15 protein-coding genes are annotated in these 20,742 nt (G+C 60.0%); 2 read left to right on the plus strand and 13 right to left on the minus strand.

All coding sequences use genetic code 11. The annotated features are described in order from the left end of the window. Positions 1-96: 96 nt before the first annotated feature. From DOM54_RS05560 to DOM54_RS05570, 3 genes are read right to left on the minus strand one after another with little or no spacing between them, the layout of a single operon-like run. Entirely contained in the window at positions 97-3,174 is a 3,078-nt protein-coding gene (locus tag DOM54_RS05560) for a type I restriction endonuclease subunit R (protein WP_110715402.1), read from the minus strand. Continuing rightward, positions 3,174-4,505: a restriction endonuclease subunit S gene (locus DOM54_RS05565; RefSeq protein WP_110715403.1), complete on the minus strand. Its 1,332-nt coding sequence runs from the start codon at positions 4,503-4,505 to the stop codon at positions 3,174-3,176. Before DOM54_RS05565 ends, DOM54_RS05560 begins: the two co-directional genes overlap by 1 nt. Continuing rightward, positions 4,502-6,679 (minus strand): type I restriction-modification system subunit M, encoded by a 2,178-nt coding sequence (locus DOM54_RS05570; RefSeq protein WP_110715404.1) that lies wholly within the window; start codon positions 6,677-6,679, stop codon positions 4,502-4,504. The genes DOM54_RS05565 and DOM54_RS05570 overlap by 4 nt, the downstream gene beginning before the upstream one ends. Positions 6,680-7,109: 430 nt before the next feature. Here DOM54_RS05570 and DOM54_RS05575 point away from each other — a divergent pair, with 430 nt between their 5' ends. Next, positions 7,110-8,561: an aspartate ammonia-lyase gene (locus DOM54_RS05575; RefSeq protein ID WP_240613783.1), complete on the plus strand. Its 1,452-nt coding sequence runs from the start codon at positions 7,110-7,112 to the stop codon at positions 8,559-8,561. A 1,297-nt stretch (positions 8,562-9,858) separates the two neighbouring features. Here DOM54_RS05575 and DOM54_RS05585 read toward each other — a convergent pair. The 3 genes from DOM54_RS05585 to DOM54_RS05595 form a co-directional block, all read right to left on the minus strand. Further along, positions 9,859-10,575, minus strand: coding sequence for an SDR family oxidoreductase (locus tag DOM54_RS05585; RefSeq protein ID WP_110715406.1), 717 nt, complete (start codon positions 10,573-10,575; stop codon positions 9,859-9,861). 54 nt (positions 10,576-10,629) lie between these two features. Further along, positions 10,630-11,304 carry a peroxiredoxin-like family protein gene (locus DOM54_RS05590; protein ID WP_110715407.1) on the minus strand — a complete coding sequence of 225 codons (675 nt, stop codon included), beginning with the start codon at positions 11,302-11,304 and terminating at the stop codon, positions 10,630-10,632. A 76-nt stretch (positions 11,305-11,380) separates the two neighbouring features. Further along, positions 11,381-11,947, minus strand: coding sequence for a carboxymuconolactone decarboxylase family protein (locus tag DOM54_RS05595; protein WP_110715408.1), 567 nt, complete (start codon positions 11,945-11,947; stop codon positions 11,381-11,383). A 218-nt stretch (positions 11,948-12,165) separates the two neighbouring features. Here DOM54_RS05595 and DOM54_RS05600 point away from each other — a divergent pair, with 218 nt between their 5' ends. Continuing rightward, a complete protein-coding gene (locus DOM54_RS05600; protein WP_110715835.1) occupies positions 12,166-13,068 on the plus strand; it encodes a LysR family transcriptional regulator in 903 nt (300 codons plus the stop codon). A gap of 262 nt (positions 13,069-13,330) precedes the next feature. Here DOM54_RS05600 and acuI read toward each other — a convergent pair whose 3' ends face one another. The 7 genes from acuI to dctP all read right to left on the minus strand — a co-directional run bounded on the left by acuI (position 13,331) and on the right by dctP (position 20,248). Next, the gene (gene acuI, locus DOM54_RS05605; RefSeq protein ID WP_110715409.1) at positions 13,331-14,320 is read right to left on the minus strand and encodes an acrylyl-CoA reductase (NADPH); all 990 of its coding nucleotides are present in this window, start codon (positions 14,318-14,320) and stop codon (positions 13,331-13,333) included. 62 nt (positions 14,321-14,382) lie between these two features. Continuing rightward, complete coding sequence (gene acuR / locus DOM54_RS05610) at positions 14,383-15,231, minus strand: acrylate utilization transcriptional regulator AcuR (RefSeq protein WP_240613784.1); 849 nt, start codon at positions 15,229-15,231, stop codon at positions 14,383-14,385. A 29-nt stretch (positions 15,232-15,260) separates the two neighbouring features. Beyond that, positions 15,261-16,400, minus strand: a complete 1,140-nt coding sequence (locus DOM54_RS05615) for an alpha-hydroxy acid oxidase (protein WP_110715410.1) — start codon at positions 16,398-16,400, stop codon at positions 15,261-15,263. 55 nt (positions 16,401-16,455) lie between these two features. Continuing rightward, positions 16,456-17,391, minus strand: a complete 936-nt coding sequence (locus DOM54_RS05620; protein WP_110715411.1) for an SMP-30/gluconolactonase/LRE family protein — start codon at positions 17,389-17,391, stop codon at positions 16,456-16,458. Between the two features lie 3 nt (positions 17,392-17,394). Then, a complete protein-coding gene (locus tag DOM54_RS05625) occupies positions 17,395-18,690 on the minus strand; it encodes a TRAP transporter large permease (protein WP_110715412.1) in 1,296 nt (431 codons plus the stop codon). After that, a complete protein-coding gene (locus tag DOM54_RS05630) occupies positions 18,690-19,244 on the minus strand; it encodes a TRAP transporter small permease (RefSeq protein ID WP_110715413.1) in 555 nt (184 codons plus the stop codon). The genes DOM54_RS05625 and DOM54_RS05630 overlap by 1 nt, the downstream gene beginning before the upstream one ends. A 17-nt stretch (positions 19,245-19,261) precedes the next feature. Beyond that, a complete protein-coding gene (dctP, locus tag DOM54_RS05635) occupies positions 19,262-20,248 on the minus strand; it encodes a TRAP transporter substrate-binding protein DctP (protein WP_110715414.1) in 987 nt (328 codons plus the stop codon). Between the last annotated feature and the right edge of the window lie 494 nt (positions 20,249-20,742).

The raw sequence follows: 20,742 nt of genomic DNA on the forward strand, positions 1-20,742 counted from the left end.
AGGTGAAATAGTCGGGTTGCCGGCGAAGTTGAAATAACCTTGCTGTCTATTTCAACTTCACCGGAAAGGGAGAATCTATTTTCCGATAGGGGTAACCTAGTCTCGATTGTTTCGCGCTCGTTTAAAAACTTCTGTAGCCAGATGATCATGCGCCGCTGAGCGAAATTCCTTGTCGGTCATCAGGCGTGAAAAAATCTCTTCGTTATTCTCCATACGCTCGATAAACAACTCATCTAGCTTACGTTCCAGATAAGCTGAAAAATTTGATAGATTGTTGGCTTTGGCGGCTTCAACAATATTTTCGTTCTCCTCGGCGCTAACCGCTATCTGGTCAAAGAACAGCTGGTCTGCTTCAGTGAAGCTTGTGCCGAAACGCTCATTAAGCTTCTCCACCAGCGATGAAAGCTTGACCGGTTCTTCTCGTACACCGCCAGTGCCGACATCGGTCGGCCCTTTAAGAGGATAAGCATCACCCTGGCCAAGGTTGATAGATCCTTCTGTGACCTGCTGCAGCCGGAAATAGCGCAGGGCCACCTCATCATCGAGATCGAATGCCTGTCCATCACCGGGCGGTGGTAGCTTGGACAATAGATTACGAGCAAAGGCATAGAACTTCTCCAGCTCGCTGTCCTGATAGGGAATGATCTGCGACAGGAAGGCATAAAGATTGCGATAGGCCGTCAACTGGCCACGGAAATCCTCCCTCTCTGCCTCTTCGTACTCGCTGAAGCGAGCGACAACCGTATCGAGCGTCGCATTCATGACGCGATGCTCTGAAACCGAGTGATCGCGCTTGCTGCGATACCAGACCTCCGCAAAGGCATTCACATCATCAGGCGTCACAATCGCCCATGCCAATAGCTTGTGCTGCAACTCTGACAGTTTGTGAGGCTCGGCATTATCGCCTACCGGTGTCGTCTCGTAATAAGGCTTGAAGGCCTGATAAATATCATTTTCGTCATTGGCAAAATCGAGCACGAAGGTGCGCGCCTTACCGGGTGCTATGCGGTTGAGGCGTGATAGCGTCTGTACTGCCTGAACCCCGGCCAGCCGCTTGACCACATACATGGTCTGCAGTAAAGGCTGATCGAAACCGGTTTGGTACTTGTCTGCCACCAGCAGCACACGGTAATCGTCCCGCTCGAAGGTTTCAGGCAGTTCACTTTCTGCCAAGCCGTTATTCATCGCTACTTCGGTATAAGCAGAGCCGGGATTGTCCGGATCTTCCACGCTGCCGGAAAAGGCGACCAGTGAGCGGATACCGCCGTAGCCGTTGTGCTTGATATAGTGGTCAAACGCCAGCTTGTATTTCACGGCTGCCAGACGCGAACCGGTAACGACCATAGCCTTGGCCCGCCCGGCCATTTCACTCATCACATAAAGCCGGAAGTGCTCGACAATGACCGAGACTACCTGGTCGATATTGAAGGGATGTAGCTCCAGATACCGGCTTAAGGCCTTGGCAGCCTTTTTGCGCGGCACGTCTGGATCGTTTTCTACCTGCTTGATCAGGCCAAAGAAGCGTTTGTACGTGGTGTAGTTTTGCAGCACATCCATGATGAAGCCTTCTTCAATCGCCTGACGCATGGAGTACTCATGAAACGGAGAAGCACCCGAAGGGCCGGGCTCATCAAACAGCGCTTTGGTCTTGAACTTTGGGGTGGCGGTAAAGGCGAAAAAGCTCAAATTCGGCTGCCGCGCCCGTTTCAGGGAGGCACGAAGAACAGCGGCTTTGGTTTCCTCCGATAGTGCATCGTCTTCCTCATCGGATAGCTGCGCGCCAATCGCTGCCTCAATGCCCTCCTTGTTCAGCATGCCCCGCAGTTCATTGGCCGTTTCGCCACTTTGTGACGAGTGAGCTTCATCCACGATCACGGCAAACCGTTTGCCCGCCGTACTGATTTTCACGCCTTCGCCCTTCTCCTCCAGCCGGGAAAGTGCCTGAGAGATAAAGGGAAATTTCTGCAGAGTGGTGATGATGATGGGCGTGCCGCCTGACAGAGCCTGGGCAAGCTGCTGGGTATTCTCATCGATCTTTTCCACCACCCCGGCCTTGTGCTCGAACTGGTAGATGGTGTTTTGTAGCTGCTGGTCTAGCACGCGCCGATCAGTCACCACCACTACCGAATGAAAGACCTTCTGGTCGCTGGCGTCATGCAGGCTGGCCAGCCGATGTGCCAGCCAGGCAATGGAGTTGGACTTGCCGGAACCGGCCGAATGCTGCACTAGGTAGTTGTGCCCCGAGCCATGGGTTCGCGCATGGTCCACCAGCTTGCGTACCGCATCGAGCTGGTGATAGCGCGGAAAGATCATGGTTTCCTTACGCACGGTACGTGCGCCCTTGTCGGTCTTGACCTGCCGCTCCCTTACTTCCAGATGCATGAAGCGCTGTAGAATATCCAGCAGGCTGTCCTTTCTCAGCACCTCATCCCACAGATAGTGGGTTTTCCAGTTGTTCTCCACGGGTGGATTGCCTGCGCCGTGGTCATGCCCACGATTGAAAGGCAGGAATACCGTGTCCTTGCCCTTCAGGCGGGTGGTCATCCACACCTCGTCCGGGTCCACGGCAAAATGCACCAGCGCACGCTTTTTGAAGGCAAACAGCAAGTCGCGTTCATCACGGTCCTGCATGTACTGCTTAACCGCATCGGTCGCTCGCTGGTCAGTGAGCGGGTTTTTTAGCTCGGCAGTGACTATCGGCAAGCCGTTCAGGCTCAGGGTCACATCGATAATGCAGCGGCGGTGCTGATTTTTACCCGAGCCGCCCGCCTTCTTCATCACTGAGGTAAACGCCACCTGCCGGGTCACCGTCAGCCGGTTCAGCGCGTAGGCGGCAGCCGCCTCCGGGTTCATGCCGGAATTGGGGCGAAAGTGGGCCAGCCGGAAGGTTTTGCCATAGCACTTAAAACCATAGCGCAGCACATGCAGGGTGCCCTTGATCTCCAGCTCCTTGGCCAGGCTGTCGAGTACCGTGGCGCGGGTTTTCTCACCCAGCAGCGCTTCCAGTTGTCCCCATTTGGCCGGCTGGCTGTCTTGCAGGAAGCCGGCCACGTCGTCGGGGAACAGCGCAAGCGCCTCGTCGTAGTCAGTCGCGTCACGCTTTTCGTAGCCGCCCGCGTCGATCAGGCCCGCTTCTATGGCGGTTTCAAAGGCCAGTTCAGAATGGCCAGGCATCAGGCAACCTCCAGTTGGCCGGTTACAGCGGCAGTTATCAGGGCGGAGCGGTATTCTTCTAGTTGTCGTATCGATTTCATTATGGATGTCGAAACAGTGTCGTGAGCTCTATCCGCGCTCACGCAAGCATTCCAGATGTTTGACGCCTCATTTGTAGGAGGAATTGGGACCCAAACATCCTTAAGCTGCCGGCTATCTATACCGCTTATCGTTACTTGTTTAGTAATTGATAGAAAAAAGGCCCGGCAAACGGCAGATTGGAAATAGTAGGATAGAAAGCCCGAAATCTGATCTGCGCAAAATGGCCTAATTCTAATCATCGAGCTTTCAAACAAGTACGCTTCTGGAAGACTATTGATTCTGACCGATTTCCCTGAGCCTTCGAATACCAACGATCTGCGCGCAATCAGGAAATCGCCCGCTTTGAGCCCGTACTTGTCAATTTCAGCATCGGACGCCAAGACTCTGTCTTTTGTGCCACCATCAAAAGTAACGCCCCTGAAAGCTTCTCCCATTTGAACAAAAGGCACTCCTTCGGGCGAAAACTGATCTTTCGGTTTGTAGGCGCCATTTATGGTTCCGCCGTCCAGCAAAAATCGCAAGCGCTTAACCTCCCAATGCGCCGGAATATCCCCCAGCCAGTCGATGCCGGAGGGTTTCATGGGAGCATCGGAGTTCAGGCCTTTGGTGACGGAGCGGGTGATCAGGGCCTGGCGCTTTTCGGCCAGCCGTTCCAGCAGCACGCGCTTTTTTTCGATCAGGTTGTCGATGCGGGCGGTTTTTTCATCCAGAAACTGCGCGATACGGCGTTGAGTTTCGAGGGGCGGAAGGGCAACATATGAATTTTTCAATGGGTATTGGCCCAACCCATAGCGCGTTACTCCGTTTGCTCCTAGTTTGAACTGGTCGTTTAGAGGGTCAGAGCGGCAAAGCCACGCGAGAAATGCTCCGTCGAGTTCGACACCTGGCTCAAGCACTGATAGGTGGTAGCCGCACAAAACATCCGGCATATCTTGGGCGACCAGCGCGGGAATGCCGATATCATCCCACCCTTCACTATCTTTGGTGATAATCACCTGATCGCGTTTCAGCTGAAACTTTACGATCTCTCCTTCGGTCGCTGACCCATTCATGAATTCTAGGTCTGGAGTTATTCGGTCGTTGTAGTAAACATCGGTGTAGTTACACAACTGCACCGGCTGCTCGTCATCCGAAATAGTTTTGTCTACATTGCTATTACGCACATCGGCGAAGAACTTCAGTTTCTCGAGTCGCCAACCATTGGGCAGCTTTCCGTATGCATCCTGAATTTTTTCCGGAGCGTTTGTCATCCCACCAATCCCTTCAACAGCCCGGCAATATCACCTTCCAGCGCGTTGATCTCCGTCTCGATCTCATCCAGCGGCCGCGGTTGCTTGTAGACGTAGAAATGGCGATTGATGGGTATTTCATAGCCCACCTTGGTCTTGCTGTAGTCCACCCAGGCATCGGGCACATGAGGCAACACCTCGTCCGCCATGTAGGCATCGATGTCCTCGCGGAAAGTAGCTATCAACTCGTCGTTAGGCTTGTCTGGTCCCATCCGCATGGGCAGTGGCAGTTCGGTGCCTTCTGGCAAGGGGATGTTTTCAGTGTCGCGCAGTTCGCTGTCAGGTTCGGGGCGGCCCTTGTTGTCGCGGCAGATTTCGGCGCTCTGATCGCGCTCGCCCAGGGCGTTGAAGATCGCCTTTTTGACCGGCGCGGGAAGCTTCAGGCCGGCGGCCTTGGCAGCGGCGCTCAAATTAGCATCGAAGACGGCGCGGTCGTTGTATTTTCCATTGTCGGCCAAATCGGTCAGAAGAGCGCGAATGACGTTCTGCAGTTGCTGGCCTTCTGCGATTTCTTTGGCGGCAGCCGCTTCGTTCTTGCGTTTTTTTGAGTTCGCCAGGTTGGCAAAGGCGGTCTGCTCATCCAGCAGCGCAATGCGCTCGGGCGTGGCCTCAAAGTTCATGCGCAGGGGGCGTTCCACCATTACCTTGAGGAAGCCGAACTCGCGGTTCTCGAAAGTGCGTGAGACGACGCGGGTTTCGGTGTCGCCGTTGATTTGAACCTCGGCGGTCTCGCCATCCTGGTAGTTGCCATACAGGCGGGTCAGGTCGCGGATCTGCTCTTCGGTGATCTCGTTGCGCTTGTTGTTGAGACTTTTCTTCATCTTCTGAAAGAAGCGGGTGCCGTCGATAAGCTGCACCTTGCCGCGCCGCTCCGGGGCCTTGCGGTTAGTCACCAGCCAGACATAGGTGAAGATGCCGGTGTTGTAGAACAGCTGATCGGGCAGCGCGACGATGGCGTCAAGCCAGTCGTTCTCGATGATCCAGCGGCGGATATTCGACGGCCCGGAACCGGCATCACCGGAAAACAGCGGCGAGCCATTGAAGACGATGGCGATCTTGGAGCCGACGGCATCCTCATCCCCTTCCTTGTAGGGGTACATCTTGGCGATCATGTGTTGTAGGAATAGCAGAGAGCCATCGTTAATGGCCGGCACCCCGGCGCCGAAACGCCCGGCAAAGCCCATCTCCTTGTGTTCCTTATCGACAACGCTTTTCTGGTCTTTCCATTCCACGCCAAAAGGCGGATTGGCCAGCAGGTAGTGGAACTGCTTGCCCTCAAAACCATCGCGGGTCTTGCCGTCGCCCAGGGTGTCGCCCAGCACGATGCTGCTGGTGTCTTCATCCTTGATGAGCATATCTGAGCAGCAGATGGCCCAGGATTCGTCGTTGTACTCCTGACCGAACAGGGCCAGATTGGCCTGATCGTTCTGATCGAGAATGAATTTCTCGGATTCCGACAACATGCCGCCGGTACCGCAGGCCGGGTCGTAAATGGTGCGGTAGATGCCCGGCGTATAGACATCCTGCTCGCCGGTGTAGACCAGATTCGCCATCAGACGAATGACCTCACGTGGCGTGAAGTGATCCCCTGCTTCCTCATTGGCCTGTTCGTTGAAGCGCATGACCAGGTGCTCGAACAAATACCCCATCTGCAGATTGTCGATGCGCTTCGGATGTAGATCGACTTCTGCCATCGCCTTGACGATGGTGAAAAGTCGGTTGCTGGCATCGAGCTTCTCGATCTGATCGGTGAACTTGAAGCGCTCGAAAATGGCTCGTGCCGTAGGCGAGAAACCGTTGATGTAGGCCACCAGGTTGGGCGCGATATTGTCCGGATCGCCCAGCAGCCTCTCAAAGGTAAAGGGACTGGTGTTGTAGAGCGGATGATTGCGATCCGGGTCTGCCGCCTTGCCAAGCATTCTCTCCATGGCACTTTCCGGCATCCCTTGGGCGGTCAGCTTTTCATACTGATCGAGAACCTTGTCTTTCGTCGGTGCCAATACACAGTCGAGCCGTCGTAGTACGACAATGGGAAGCATGACCAGCCGATACTGTGGCGGGCGATAGGGGCCGCGCAGGCGGTTGGCAATTTCCCAGATGTGGTTTTTGAGTTGTTCATGCACTTGCAGGTTCATTTGAAAAGCATCCTTGGCGCCATGCTGAGTGTGGTTAATAGGCAATTTGAATTGCCTGGCCAGGCAGCCAACCTTTCCCGTAGAAGGTTTCTACGGAGGCGAGCGCATGTTTAGTAAGGTATTGGCCCAGTAAGCACGACGCGATGTTAAATTATTAATTACCAGACAGCGAAAAACCTCGACGCACTCACCGAGGTTTAGACGCGGCCCGGGCACTCCCAATCCACTTGTCTTGAAGTCTCGGCATCGGCAGCCGATCCGTCAACGCCGTTGGTCATCCTCCTCCGGCACTGCCCCATACCTTCCCGGTATGCACCACCACGTAACGGCATTGGGCAGGCGACCCGGCGCGGCGTTACCTTACGCCCAGCGGCGCCGGCACCCCGGCGCCCAGGCCGTTCGAACCCTTTGACTGAAGACGATACCCACCATGATGGCGACCCCGGATCTCGGCACTGACGCCGACGCGATCCCCACCCGTGAAGAGAAGGACCTGCTGGGCGTGCTGCCCGTACCCCAGAGCGCCTATTACGGCATCCAGACCCAGCGCGCGGTGGAGAACTTCCACCTGAGTGGCGTGCCGCTGGCGCACTATCCCAAGCTGGTGATCGCGCTGGCCATGGTCAAGCAGGCCGCGGCGGAGGCCAATCACGAGCTGGGCTATCTCGATGCCACCCGGCTGGCGGCGATCCGCCACGCCTGCCAGACGCTGATCGCCGGCGAGCACCACGATCAGTTCGTGGTCGACATGATCCAGGGCGGGGCGGGTACCTCGACCAATATGAACGCCAACGAGGTGATCGCCAATCTGGCACTCGAACACCTCGGCCACGCCAAGGGCGACTACGCCCACCTGCACCCCAACAACCACGTCAACATGGCGCAGTCGACCAACGACGCTTACCCAACCGCGATCCGCCTCGGCCTGCTGCTGGGCCACGATGCGCTGCTGGGCAGCCTGGCGCAGCTGCGCGATGCGCTGGCGGACAAGGGCACGGCCTTCGCCGACGTGCTCAAGATGGGCCGCACCCAGCTGCAGGATGCGGTGCCGATGACGCTGGGTCAGGAGTTCAACGCCTTCGCCACCACCCTGGGCGAGGATCTGGGCCACCTGGAGGCGCAGATTCCGCGCCTGCTGTGCGAGGTCAACCTGGGCGGCACCGCCATCGGTACCGGGATCAACTCCGACCCGCGCTATCAGCGCCTGGCGGTGGAGCGCCTCGGCGCGATCAGCGGCCAGCCGCTGGTGCCGGCCCAGGACCTGATCGAGGCCACCTCCGACATGGGCGCCTTCGTGCTCTTCTCGGGCATGTTGAAGCGCCTGGCGGTGAAGCTCTCCAAGATCTGCAACGACCTGCGTCTGCTCTCCAGCGGCCCGCGCGCCGGCTTCAACGAGATCAACCTGCCGCCGCGCCAGCCCGGCAGCTCGATCATGCCCGGCAAGGTCAATCCGGTGATCCCGGAGGCGGTCAACCAGGTGGCGTTCGAGGTGATCGGCAACGACCTGGCGCTGACCATGGCTGCCGAGGGCGGGCAGCTTCAGCTCAACGTGATGGAGCCGCTGATCGCCTACAAGCTGTTCGACTCCATCCGCCTGCTGACCCGCGCCATGCACATGCTGCGGGAGCACTGCATCGAGGGCATCACCGCCAACGAGGCCCACTGCCGCGAGATGGTGGAGCGCTCGATCGGGCTGGTCACCGCGCTCAACCCCCATATCGGCTATGACAACGCCACGCGCATCGCCCGCGAGGCGCTGGTCTCCGGCCGCGGCGTGCTTGAGCTGGTGCTGGAGGAGAACCTGCTGGATGAAGCCTCGCTCGCCGATATCCTGCGACCGGAGAATATGATTGCGCCCAGGCTCGCGCCGCTGCGGGTCTAGCGTCGAAGTCGTTGGACTTTGGCGTAGACCGAGGCGGTGCCCCGGGGCACCGCCTCCTTGTTGACTCGATCTAGCAAGGCGACTTTTCAACGCGACCCGAATGGCAAGCCTTTGACGGCGATCAAATCGTCGACATAGCAGGTACGGCTATCCGACGAGGGGCTAGACTCACCCCGGTGTCGACCCCAAACCGCCCCGCTTTCTTTGCCGTGAGGACCGGGGGACCTTTCTTCCGCACCGCCTCGGTGGCGCGATCGGGTCGATAATGAACCGGGACAGGAAACCGTCCTAATGAGTGCGATTTTTGTTTCAAGGTGTAACTCGGCGTCGCTTTTCGGCTGTAATATTCATTCTTCTTATGAATTAAATTAATGCTGGATTCTGTTCTTCAAGTTTATAAAATCTCCGGCGTTTCAGGGATTGAGCGGTGTCCACAGGTGGCGAGCATTCGGGACGGTAAGAAGGGATGCTTATGATGGTCGTCGTGGATGGGTCCGGCTGGCGACAGCCGGCATTACCGTTTTCGATGTCTCGATGCCGATCAGCAGAAATGCAGTTCTGGACGCTTTTCTTCACCTGCACCCTGGCCGTTCAGCGGTTTTTGGGTTTGGCACCGTTATATGACGCTTATTGCCAGTTCTTTCACCACAGTCATTCTGATTTCAGGATGAAGTCTCGTCCGTGCAACGCGGTCGTGGGACGCCAAGGGAGCTTGGAGTCGATTCTCGGGGTGGATCGGGACCTGGAGGGGCCAGCCGGCGGCGACCCATGATTACATTAAGTTACCTATCTGTATTTTGGCTTACCACAGATCATTTTACCTAATCATGCTTTGGGGTATTCTGCGTCTGTCCACCGGATGGACACTCGCAAGGACCTGGGACAGGGATCTGTCTGACGCCATGGACGTACGGATCGCGAGGGCCGTATAAGAGAGCATCTTTGGCACTGCTACTGAGGGCCCTCGCGCTTGCGCTTTGGCCCTCTTTTAATTCCCGCCTTCCAGCCTGCCGCCGGTACTTCATTTCCTCTTGTCGTGGAGGTCGATGGCCGATGTGCGTCGCGCCAATGCCAGGCGGCGCTGGGGCTGGTCGCTCCGATTCTGACGCGTGCCGTCCCCCCATCTTCTGATATTGCGGTACTCGTATACGATGACAGATTGGGGTCGAAGTCTTCGGGAACCTTGAGTTGACCTCTCATGAAGCCGAATCGATCTGCTGCCTGGTGTCCGGATGATCGATGGCCTTGCCGATTGACTCGCCTGCACTGTGGCCAATGCGGTTAGTGTCGGGGGATGTCAGAAAGCGGCCTTGCCGATCGAGGCGCCGCCGTCGATGAAGAGTGTCTGTCCGGTAATGAAGCTGGCCTCTTCCGAGAGGAAGAACTCGATGCCGGCGGCGATCTCTTCGGGCTTGCCAAAACGGCCCATGGGCACACCGGAAAGATAGCGCCGTTCCCCCTCGCTGCCAGGTGGATTGTTGACGCGGAAGAGTTCGGTTTCGGTCGGGCCAGGGGCGATGGCATTGACGGTGATACCGGTGTCGGCGAGTTCGAGTGCCCACGAGCGGCTGAAACTGACGAGGCCGGCCTTCGCTGCGGCGTAGGCGGTGCGATCGGTGATCCCGAGAATCGTCAGGCTCGAGATGTTGACGATCCGCCCCCAGCCTTGCCGGCGCATGGCCGGCAGCGTCGCCTGGACCACCTGCACGGCGGCGTGCAGGTTCACGGAAAACACCGCGTCCATGTCGTCATGCCGGATCTCGCCCAGCCGTTGCGGACGCACCAGGCCGACGTTGTTGATCACGCCATCGAATGCATGACGTTCGGTCAGGCCATCGAGCGCTCGTGCCGTCTGTGACCGATCCGCGAGATCGGTGGTGACGAGTTCGCCGGGGAACTCGGCATCGCTGCGCGCCAGCCCCACGACGTGGTGCCCGGCCGAGACGAGCCGTCGGGATAGCGCGAGCCCGATACCTTTGGTCGCGCCGGTGATGAGAAACGTGCGTGGGTTCATGACGAACTCCCTTGATAACGGCCCTTGCCAGGGCCGTCATGTCAGTTGGTGGTATCAGGTACTGGTGGCCTGGTTTGCTTCCAGCACGGCGATCAATGCCTCGGGCTCGGGCCGCTGGGTATAGTCCGGGTTCACGTCCGCGTAGAGGATGGTCCCATCCTGTCCGATCAGATAGCGTGCCGGCATCGGCAGGGACCAGCTCGGATCGTCGTTGAATGTCGGCAGGTCGTTTTTCAGCGTCTTGTAAAGGTCGACCAGATCGGGAGGAAGCGAGAAGCGCAGGCCGAAGGCGGCGCCAATGTCGCCCCGGGTATCCGACAGGATCGGAAACGTCAGCCGGTTCTGCCGCGCTGACTTGCGGCTATTGGGGGCCGTCTGGGGCGAGATGGCGACGAGCGAGGCGCCCAGGCGCTCGAATGCCGGCTTGGCGGCCTCGAGTGCCTGCAGCTCCATGTTGCAGTAGGGGCACCATACCCCGCGGTAGAAGCTCACGATCAGCGGCCCGTACTCCAGCAGGTTCTCCGATCTGACGACCCTGCCTTGCGGGTCCTTGAGTTCGAACGAGGGGGCCTTGTCGCCGACCTGCCTGGCGTTTTCGGCAGCGCCGGATTCGATCAGGGCGGCGGTCGCGCGATGCATCGTCTCGATCATCGCCGGTGACATGTTGTAGGGCGGGTTACCGGCTTCGAAGTCCGCCTTGAAAGCGTCCAGTCTGGCTTGAAGTGACATGAGGTTTCCCTGGGTAGTGCGGCGCGTTGCCGTCAGGCTGCGTTGTCGTCAGGCCGCGTTGCAGATGGCGTCGAGCTCAGGCGCCGGCGGTGCCGGGCTTGGTCCACTCGTTGCCTTTCATGAAGTCGTCGAGCGGGGTATGGGCGATATGGTTCGTGTAGTTGCTCATCACCTTGGTCGCGACACCGAGAATCACTTCGAACACATTGCGACGGGTATAACCGGCGGCGAGGAAGGCCTCGGTATCGTCATCGGAGATCCAGCCGCGATGGCGTACCACCAGCGTGGTGAACCGGTGCAGGGCTTCGAGTCTGGCGTCCGGCAGGGCGGTGCCGGCGCGCAGCGCTTCGATGACCGCGGGGTCCATTTTCTGCATCTTGGCCAGGGTGCTGTGGCCGGCCATGCAGTAATGGCATTCGTTCTCGAAGTTCGAACTCATGTAGACGACCTGCTGTTCGTGGGGCGTGAGCGTCGTCTTGCCGAACAGGTCCCACAGGGTGGAGTAGCCCGCCAGCAGTTCCGGCGATTCGGCCATGTTGCCCTGCAGGTTCGGGACGAAGCCGAAAGCGGCTTTGGTGGCAACCAACCCTGGCCGGGAAGCTTCCGGAGCGGTATCGGCGGTATGCGTGGTAAACGTCGTCATGGGGATTCCTCGCTGTCGTGGCAGGCATATGGGATGCGACAGGTGCAGATTCGAGGATTTGGCCGGTGCCAGGTAGACAGGGGGTTGGACTATCGTTTATTCCTTTCAGGAATAGGCCGCTTGTTTCGTCAGGGCCGTTCTCCTGCATTGCCACGAGCCGGATATCTCTTTGACCGGGCATCGAACGGCATGGCCTTGCGCACTTCTGGGGCATGATCATGAATCGCTTTACCGCGATGGAAACCTTCGTGAAGGTCTACGAGTCGGGCTCGTTCTCCAGCGCCGCCCGTCTGCTGCATGTGGGACAGCCGGCAGTCTCGAAGGCCGTGGCGCAGCTGGAGGCGCGACTCGGGGTGCGATTGTTGTTGCGCTCGACCCAGGGGCTGACGCCGACCCAGGCCGGGCATGACTTCTACGAGCATGCCAGGCTCGCGCTGGAGCAGGCCGACGAAGCGGAACGCGTCGCCCGGGGAGACAAGGCCGCCATAACCGGCCGGGTCAGGGTCTGCATGGCGGTCACGTTCGCGCGCCTGCACGTGATTCCCCGGTTGCCGCTCTTCTTTGCCCGGCATCCGGAGATCGAAGTCGATGTCGTGCTCCATGACGGCAATATCGATCTGATCGAGAACGGGATCGACCTCGCCTTGCGGATGGGCGAACTGGCGGACTCCTCGCTGACGGTGCGCAAGATCAGCCAGTGCCCTCGCTGGGCAGTGGGAACGCCCGGCTATTTCGACAGTGCCGGGACTCCCGAAGACCCCTCCGCGCTCACCGAACACGATGTCGTGATCCACGACCTTTCCGGTCGTGACCACCCGTGGACGTTCGAACGCGATGGCCAGCGTATGAGCGTTTCCGTGAGTGGGCGGCTGAGAACGAATGCCGCCGAAGGCGTGCGCGAAGGCGTCCTGGCCGGGATGGGGATGGCCATTGCCTCCGAGTGGATGTTTGCGCCGGAATTGGCGGCAGGCACGGTCATCCCCGTGCTGACCGACTGGCGTCTGCCCTCGATCGACCTGTGGGCCGTGTTCCCCAGCGGCCGTCAGAGCAACGCCCGCACGCGAGCGTTCGTCGATTTCATCGAAACCGAGTTTGCCGACGCCCGTTCCGATCCGCGGTGAAGGTGAACGGGCCTCGGCGAACTTGCGTCGGGGAGTGGCCGTGGCGCGCGGCCTCGCTCAGGCCGTCGCTTCGAGCTTCTCTGCCCGGCGGGTGGAAAAGCTCAACGCTGCGTCCATCGGCGCGAAGCTGATATGGAGCTTGGAGACCTGACCGTGTGCGTTCCAGTGAGCCACGACTACGCATTGGGCGGGGCGTCGTGGAGTCTTTCGTCCATCTGTCCTCGTTGCCGTCCGCGCCAGCGTGTCGCCGCTCCTCGGGCAGTCAGCCATTGACGTCCACTACGAGCCGGCCGCGCACCGTTCCTGCCAGGAGGTGTTCGGCCGCCTCCAGCGTCTCGCTCAAGCGGATGTCTCGTGAGATTTCGTCGAGCAGGGCGGGTTCGATGTCCTCGGCGAGTCGTGCCCAGGCGTGCCGGCGCTCCTCGGCGGGGCGGGTGACGCTGTTGATGCCGAGCAGGCTGACGCCACGCAGAATGAAGGGGGCCACGGTCGCGGGGAAATCCATGCCCTGGGCGAGGCCGCAGGCGGCGACCAGGCCGTCGGGGCAGGTTCGGGCGCAGACGTTGGCCAGGGTATGGCTGCCCACCGAGTCGATGGCGGCAAACCACCGCGCCTTGGCCAGGGGCTTTCCGGGGCCTGACAGTGCGCTGCGATCGATGATCTCGGCGGCGCCCAGCCGCTCGAGAAAGGCCGACTCCTGAGGGCGGCCGGTCGCCGCGACGACGCGGTAGCCGCGTGCCGCCAGCAGGGCGATGGCGTAGCTGCCGACGCCCCCGTTGGCGCCGGTCACCAGTACCTCGCCGCGATCCGGCGTCAGGCCGTGGCGCTCCAGCGCCAGCAGGCTCAACATGGCGGTGTAGCCGGCGGTGCCGATGGCCATCGCTTGATGTGTGTTCAGCGAGCGCGGCAGCCGGGTGAGCCAGTCGCCATTGACCCGAGCGCACTGGGCCAGGCCGCCCCAGTGCTCTTCGCCAATGCCCCAGCCGTTGAGCAGGATACGATCACCCGGCACCCAGTCGGGGTGTTCACTCTGCTCGACGACACCGGCAAGGTCGATGCCCGGCACCATGGGGAAACGGCGCACGACCGCTCCCTTGCCGGTGATCGCCAGCGCGTCCTTGTAGTTGAGCGTGCTCCATTCGACGCGCACCCGAACATCGCCCGGGGGCAGTGATTCGGGATCGAGCTGCGTCAGCACGGCGCGGCTCCGCTGATCGGCTTCGGTCTGCTGCACGACAATGGCGTTGAACACGTGAACCTCCTGAGCATTGAACGATGATTCGGAGAGGGCGTTTGACTGTGGTGAGCTCGAGCTCAACGGGGCAATCGAGCGAAGAACTCCTGGCTGAAGAGCGCCAGGGGTGTCGGCCCGCACTGCAGACGGGCTCGCTGAACGGCGCCTTCCCAACCGATCCAGAAGAAAGCGGCGAGGGTGTCGCAATCCGTATCGGCGGCCAGTGCGCCCTGCGTCTGAGCCAGTCGTAGACAGTCGGCGACTCGACGTTGCCAGTCCTGGAGGATGGCTTCCAGCCGCGCATCGAACCCTGCGGGCAACAGCGTGACTTCCTGGCCCAGATTGCCCACCAGGCAGCCTCGCCGGTAGTGGTAGCGCGCCATGCCCTCCTGGGCGTCCTGGGTGAACCGGCGGAGTCGTTCGAGGGGCGGCAACTCGGAAGAGAGCAACCGGCGGTCGAGCTTGCGCGCGAAATAATCGGCATATCGTGACAGCACGGCGTGACCGAACGCTTCCTTGCTGTCGAAGTAGTGGTAGAACGATCCCTTTGGCACGCCGACCCGTTTCAGCACACCATCGATCCCGGTCGAGACGAATCCCTGCTCGGTAAGCACTTCGACGCCACACCGAATCAGGGCGTCCCGGGTGTCTGGGTTGGCGCGCGCTACCTTCGGTGGGCGGCCACGGCGTTTGCTGGGGGGTGTTGGCGTCTCCATGGCGTCCAATTTAGACCGATCGTCTCTCAATATCAAAGCCAGATCGTCGTCGACATCCGGCGCCTCGCCACAGCTTCCTTGTGCCGGCACATCGAGACATGCCGTTCTCGTCGTGGATTCCTTTCGCACCGAGGCCGGTAGCGTGAAACGGATCGCTGGGCGCTTGAACGACGGGCTGCCCGAGACCCGGTCCGGGTAGACCGTGGTAACCATCCACCATCGGGCGTTGGAGAGAGTGTTTTCTAGTTTGGATGCAGCACGGGCGCAGAACTCGTTTCGCCGGACGAGCGTAAGCCCAGCAGACCGAGGTCGCGATAGATCTCGTTTTTCATGATCTGAACCGCGCCTTCCAGACTCCTTTCGCCCCCGATGGTGGAGGCGTAGAGAAAGGGACGTCCGATGAAGACGAAGTCGGCACCCAGCGCCAGGGCTTTGACGACATCCGTGCCACGCCGGATGCCGCCGTCGACCATGATGGCCATGTGGCCGGCCTCGGCTTTGGCCTGCGGCAGCGCTCGGATCGCGGAGATGGCGTGATCGAGCTGTCGGCCGCCATGATTGGACAGCACGACGCCGTCGCAACCGATGTCCCGGGCCACCGCGACATCGAGATGGGAGAGCACTCCCTTCACGACCAGCTTGCCTTTCCACTGGTCTCGAATTCGACAGACGTGGTCCCAGTTAAGGTGATCCTTGCGACCGAAATCCCGCGCTGCCTGGCGAGAGACAATGGGCGCGCCGCGCTGGGCGTAGGAGTTCTCGAAATGTGGCATACCCTGGCGCCGGAGCGTCGGCAGGAAAGTCGTAAATAACCAGCGGGGCTTGATACCGAAATCCCAGAACATTCGGGGCGTGAAGCGCAGCGGGGTGGAGAAGCCGGCACGCAGGTTATTCTCCCGGTTGGCCAGTACGGCCGTATCCGCGGTCAGGACCAAGGTCCGGTAGCCCGCCTCGGCGACTCGCTGCACCAGCGCCTCGATCCGATCCTCTTCCCCGGGCACGTAGGCCTGAAACCAGGCCCGGGGGTTGGTTTCGATGACCTCTTCCAGGCAGGTGAGAGACGAACCGCTCAGTACGTAGGGGATGCCTTCGCGGTCAGCAACTCGCGCGGCGACGTTGTCGCCGTCAAACGCCATCAGTGCGCTGATGCCCATCGGCGCAATGCCGAATGGCGCCGCCCACTCTTCCCCCAGCAGCCGTTGCCGCAGGGTCCGGCCCTCCACGCCGCGAAGCACCCTTGGCACCAGCTTCAGCTCGTCGAGCGCGGCGCGGTTGTCTTCGCGTGCCGCGGAAGTCTCCGACGCACCCGCGACATATTGGAATAGCGGGCGCGGAAGGCGACGTCGGGCCGCGATTTCATAATCGTCGAGATTGAGAATCATCGCTTTGGGATTGACCTGTATTGATAAGCCACGAGTATGAGAGAAGCCGGTGACACTATTGCCCCCAGCCTGAAGCCATGGGAAGGCCAGCAACTGGTAGCTCGGCGCACAGAATCGAACCGGAATCCGATTCCGTGATGTAGAGCGTTCGGCCTTCGGGGCCACCAAAGGCACAGTTGGTAGTGCCTAGCCCTTTCGGGGATTTCACGACCGCGATAGGCACGCCGAGCTCGTCATGCACCCAAACCAGCCCCATCCCCGTTTGACAGACTACGACGCCGTTATCACGCGTCAGCGCGAGGCCATCAGGTCCGGCGCGCCCGCCTGAAAACTGGAGGAAAAGTCCGGCTCTCGTCACGCGCTGACTTTGGGAAACCGGGAGACGCCATACCGCATTCGCCCGGGTCACGGCGACGTAGAGCGTATGACCCGAGGTATCCAGCACCAGGCCGTTCGGGCTGGGAACGTTGTCGATCAGACAATCCAGTCGGCCGCTATCGGGGTCCCAGCGATAAACGCGGCCACTGGGATCCTGAAGCCCGGTCTGCCCCTGGTCGGTAAAATAAAGGGTACCGTCGGGGCCGATATGGAGATCGTTGCAGCCCTTGAAACTTTCAGAGTCGGCATCCCCCAGCGCCGTGGTCACCTTGCTCGTTGCTGGATCGAGCGACATGATGCCGTTTTTGGCATCGGCGATGAAAATGCGCCCTCCGGCATCGATCTTCAGGCCGTTGGGATAGCCGTCGTATTGGGTGACAAGTTCAATATCACCCCTAGGTGAGGCACGAAAGATACGTCCGAAGGGAATATCGACGAACCAGAGATTGCCTTCCAGATCGAAAGACGGGCCCTCCAGAAAGCTGTCGACAGGAGCGCCTCGGCGTTTTTTGTCCGCCCAGTGAGAACGTTGTCCGGTGTTACGCAAAGACGGTGGTAGCGTGGTAAAAACCTCGGCTTCGATCAGCACGGGATCGGGGTGCGGAAATGCCATGGATCAACCTCCGGTGGTTAGATTGGGTAGCCACAGTGCGATATCGGGGAACCCGATCAGCAGTACGAGAAACGCCAGGATGATGGCGAAGAAGGGCAGCACGCCCATGACGACGTCCTCGACCCGGGTTTTCGAATCCGAACTGGCCACCACGAAGAGAATGACCCCGAGTGGCGGCGTCAACTGGCCCAGCTCGACCAGGATCACCACGAAAACGCCGAACCAGACCGGGTCGACGCCCATCGCCATGAGGGTGGGGAATATCACCGGCACGATGATGGCGATCATGCCGAGCCCTTCCATGAAGCAGCCCAGAATGGCGAACACCACCATCAGGATCAGCAGCAGCGAGACCTGGGACAGACCCGCGTCGGCGACACGATCGACCAACGCCTCTCCCACGCCGGAGAGCGCGGTGGCATAGGCAAACAGCATGGAGATGAAGACGATGAACAGGACGTTGCCGCTCATCGTCAGCGTGCGTGACAACGCGGACTTCAGCATCGCGACGTTGAGTTTGCCGTAGAGTGCGGAGATCAGCGTTGCGCCGATGACGCCCAGCGCGCCGGCTTCGGTCGGCGTGGCGACACCGGCATAGATGCTTCCCAGCACGAAGGCGATCAGCAGCGTGAAAGGAAAGACGTCGGAGGCGGCCCGCAGGTAATCCTGGAACTGGCGCTGCTGGGTATCCTTGGGAACGAGATTCGGCTTCGCCAGTGCGCGCGCGATGATCAGCAGGCTGTAGCAAGCGCCGAGCAGGATACCGGGCACCAGGCCCGCCGCGAACAGCTTGGCGATCGACGTCTCGGTGAAGGTGGCGTAGATGATCATGGTGATCGACGGCGGAATCAGGATCCCCAGCGTGCCACCTGCCGCGAGAGAGCCGGCGACCAGGCGTCGGTCGTAACCGCGTGCGGTCAGTGCCGGCAGGGCGACGGTGGACATGGCCGCGGCCGTCGGTGCGCTGCCCCCGGCCACGGCGGCGAAGATACCGCTGCCGACGATATTGGTGTGCAGCAAGCCGCCGGGCAGGCGCTTCATGAATGGGGCGATACCGTTGTAGAGGCGCCCACTCAGGCCGCTGGCCAGCAGGATTTCCGCCATCAGAATGAACAGGGGGATCGCCGCCAGGGTGAAACTGTTGGCGGCGCCCCAGCTCACCAGCCCGAGCGCCTTCCACCCGGCGGCACCTTTCATCAGCCAGAGATAGATCAGCGAGGCAGCGCCAACGGCAAACTGAACCCACAACCCGCCGACGATCAGAATCAGTAGCACGCCAAAGGCGATGAGTGCATCCATCAGTCACGCCCCCCGTTGCGCAAGGCGACCAGCCCGCGCTCGATGATGAAGACGGCAACGAAGAGGAGCCCGACTGGCATTACCAGTTGGGGGATCCAGAGTGGCGTCATCAGGAAGGTGGGCGCCACGTTGCCGCGCTGGTAGGAACTCATCACCAGTTGGGCGGTGTACCAGATCAACACGCTGCAAACGGCAAACGAGAGCGCCAGATAGAACAGGTTCAGCCCGTGGCGCAGGGCGCGCGGAAGCGCGTCGAACAGAAAACCGACCTGGAACAGACTGTTCTTCCTCACGGCCAGGCTCGCGCCGAGCAGTGTCAGCCCGACGACGAGATAGCCGGCAAGTTCTTCGACGATTCTCAGCGAATAGCTGAAGAAGAAGCGCGAAACGATCTCCGCGGCGACCAGCAAGACGAGTGCAACCAGCGCGACGCCCGCCATCGTTCGGATGACAGACGCCACGATGTCGAAAAAGGCGCCGGCCGATGCCGGGCCGGGCGGTGTCCGAGAAGAGGGCGCTTGCGAAGAGATTTCGTGCGAATGGGCCTCGCTCATCGTCATGACTCCCGGGTTCACTTACCGAGTGCTTCCAACACCTCGGCCAGTACCTTCTCATGGTCAGGCCCCGCTTTTTTGGCCCACTCGTGCCACCAGGGCACCATGGCCTCCTGCGCCCGGCGGATATCCGCGGGATCGGCCTCGACGATCGTCATGCCCGCTTGCGCCTGACTCTGCTTCTGGACCTTTTCGTCCGCGATGAAATCCCGAGTGATCTGACGGGTCTCTTCATCGACGATCTTGTCGAGGGTGTTTCGAGTCGCCGGGTCGAGGTCTTCATGAGACGAGGTGTTGGCGATGATGGCGCTGAATGTGTAGTTGACCGGCAGGCGGTAGTTGTAGGGCAGAAACTCGTGCCAGTTCTTCGCCCCGCCGGCGCTGGCGGTCAGGGCACCATCGATGACGCCGCGCTCCAGCGCCGTCGGGACTTCCGAACCGGAGAGCGTGATCGGCGACCCGCCGAAAGCCTCGACGAAGGCGCCCTGCTCCGGCGAGGTGACGCGGATCTTGTGGCCCGAGAGATCGTCGAGTGAATCGACCTCGAAGCTCGTGAAGATGACCTGTTGCGGATAGCGGTAGCTGCCGAGATACGTGACGCCCTGTTGCGCGAACCCCTCTTTCAAGTAGGGCATCATCACGGCGTAGGCCTTGTTCCACTCTTCATCGTCGTTGATGAGCAGCGGCAGGCTGAGAATGCGGGCAATGGGCACGTTGCCGGAGGAGTAGAGATCCGCGGCGAAGTCGACGATGCCATCTCCGGTGGCCTGGGTGATGTCGCTGGAGGCGATCTGCAGCGTCTTCCCCAGATGGAGGGTAATCGACAGATCATCGTCGGTCTCCTTCTCGACACGGTCCGCGATTCGTTCCATGCCTTTGACGGCAGCCGTGGTGGAAACGGAGGAGTAGGTGTATCCGGTCCAATTGGTGGCGTGGGCCGTGCCGGCTGCCGTGAGCCCCAGCAGTATCAAGCTCGACAGCAGGCGATTCTTGAGAGATTTCATGAGTTGTCCTTCCTAGGGGCGGCCGGCGCTCGTTGAGGGAAAGCCCGATGGCGAATTTTCAGCGGCGATCAGGAAACAGGTTTTCGCCGCGAGCGTGATCGAGGCGAATTTCAGGGAGAGATGACTCGCTTTGAACGCCTTCACTTTTCCAAAGTGAACATGAAATTCTGATGGCACTAAAGCGCGTTTTTCTGGTTGTCGTGATTAGTTATTTTTCACTTAAACCGCTGCTTATAAATAAGAAAAGTCTATAAAACTTTGGTCTCGAGACGAGAGTCGACAGGGCCGATGGAAACCGTGATGCCTGCAGGCCCGAGACGAAATGTCCGGGATATCGTTTTCGGATCGAGTGTCATTCCAGGCTGCCGAAGACGATCCGAGCGGCGACGCTAGGTGCTGTCTGAAAAGTCGACGAGCGAAGGCCAGGCAAGGCAAAAATCGGCGAAAACGCGGAGTTTACGGGTTGTAAATGAGCATTTTGAGCCGATTTTTAA

The sequence above is a fragment of the Salinicola acroporae genome (assembly GCF_003206615.1).
GTDB classification, from domain to species: Bacteria; Pseudomonadota; Gammaproteobacteria; order Pseudomonadales; family Halomonadaceae; genus Salinicola; species Salinicola acroporae.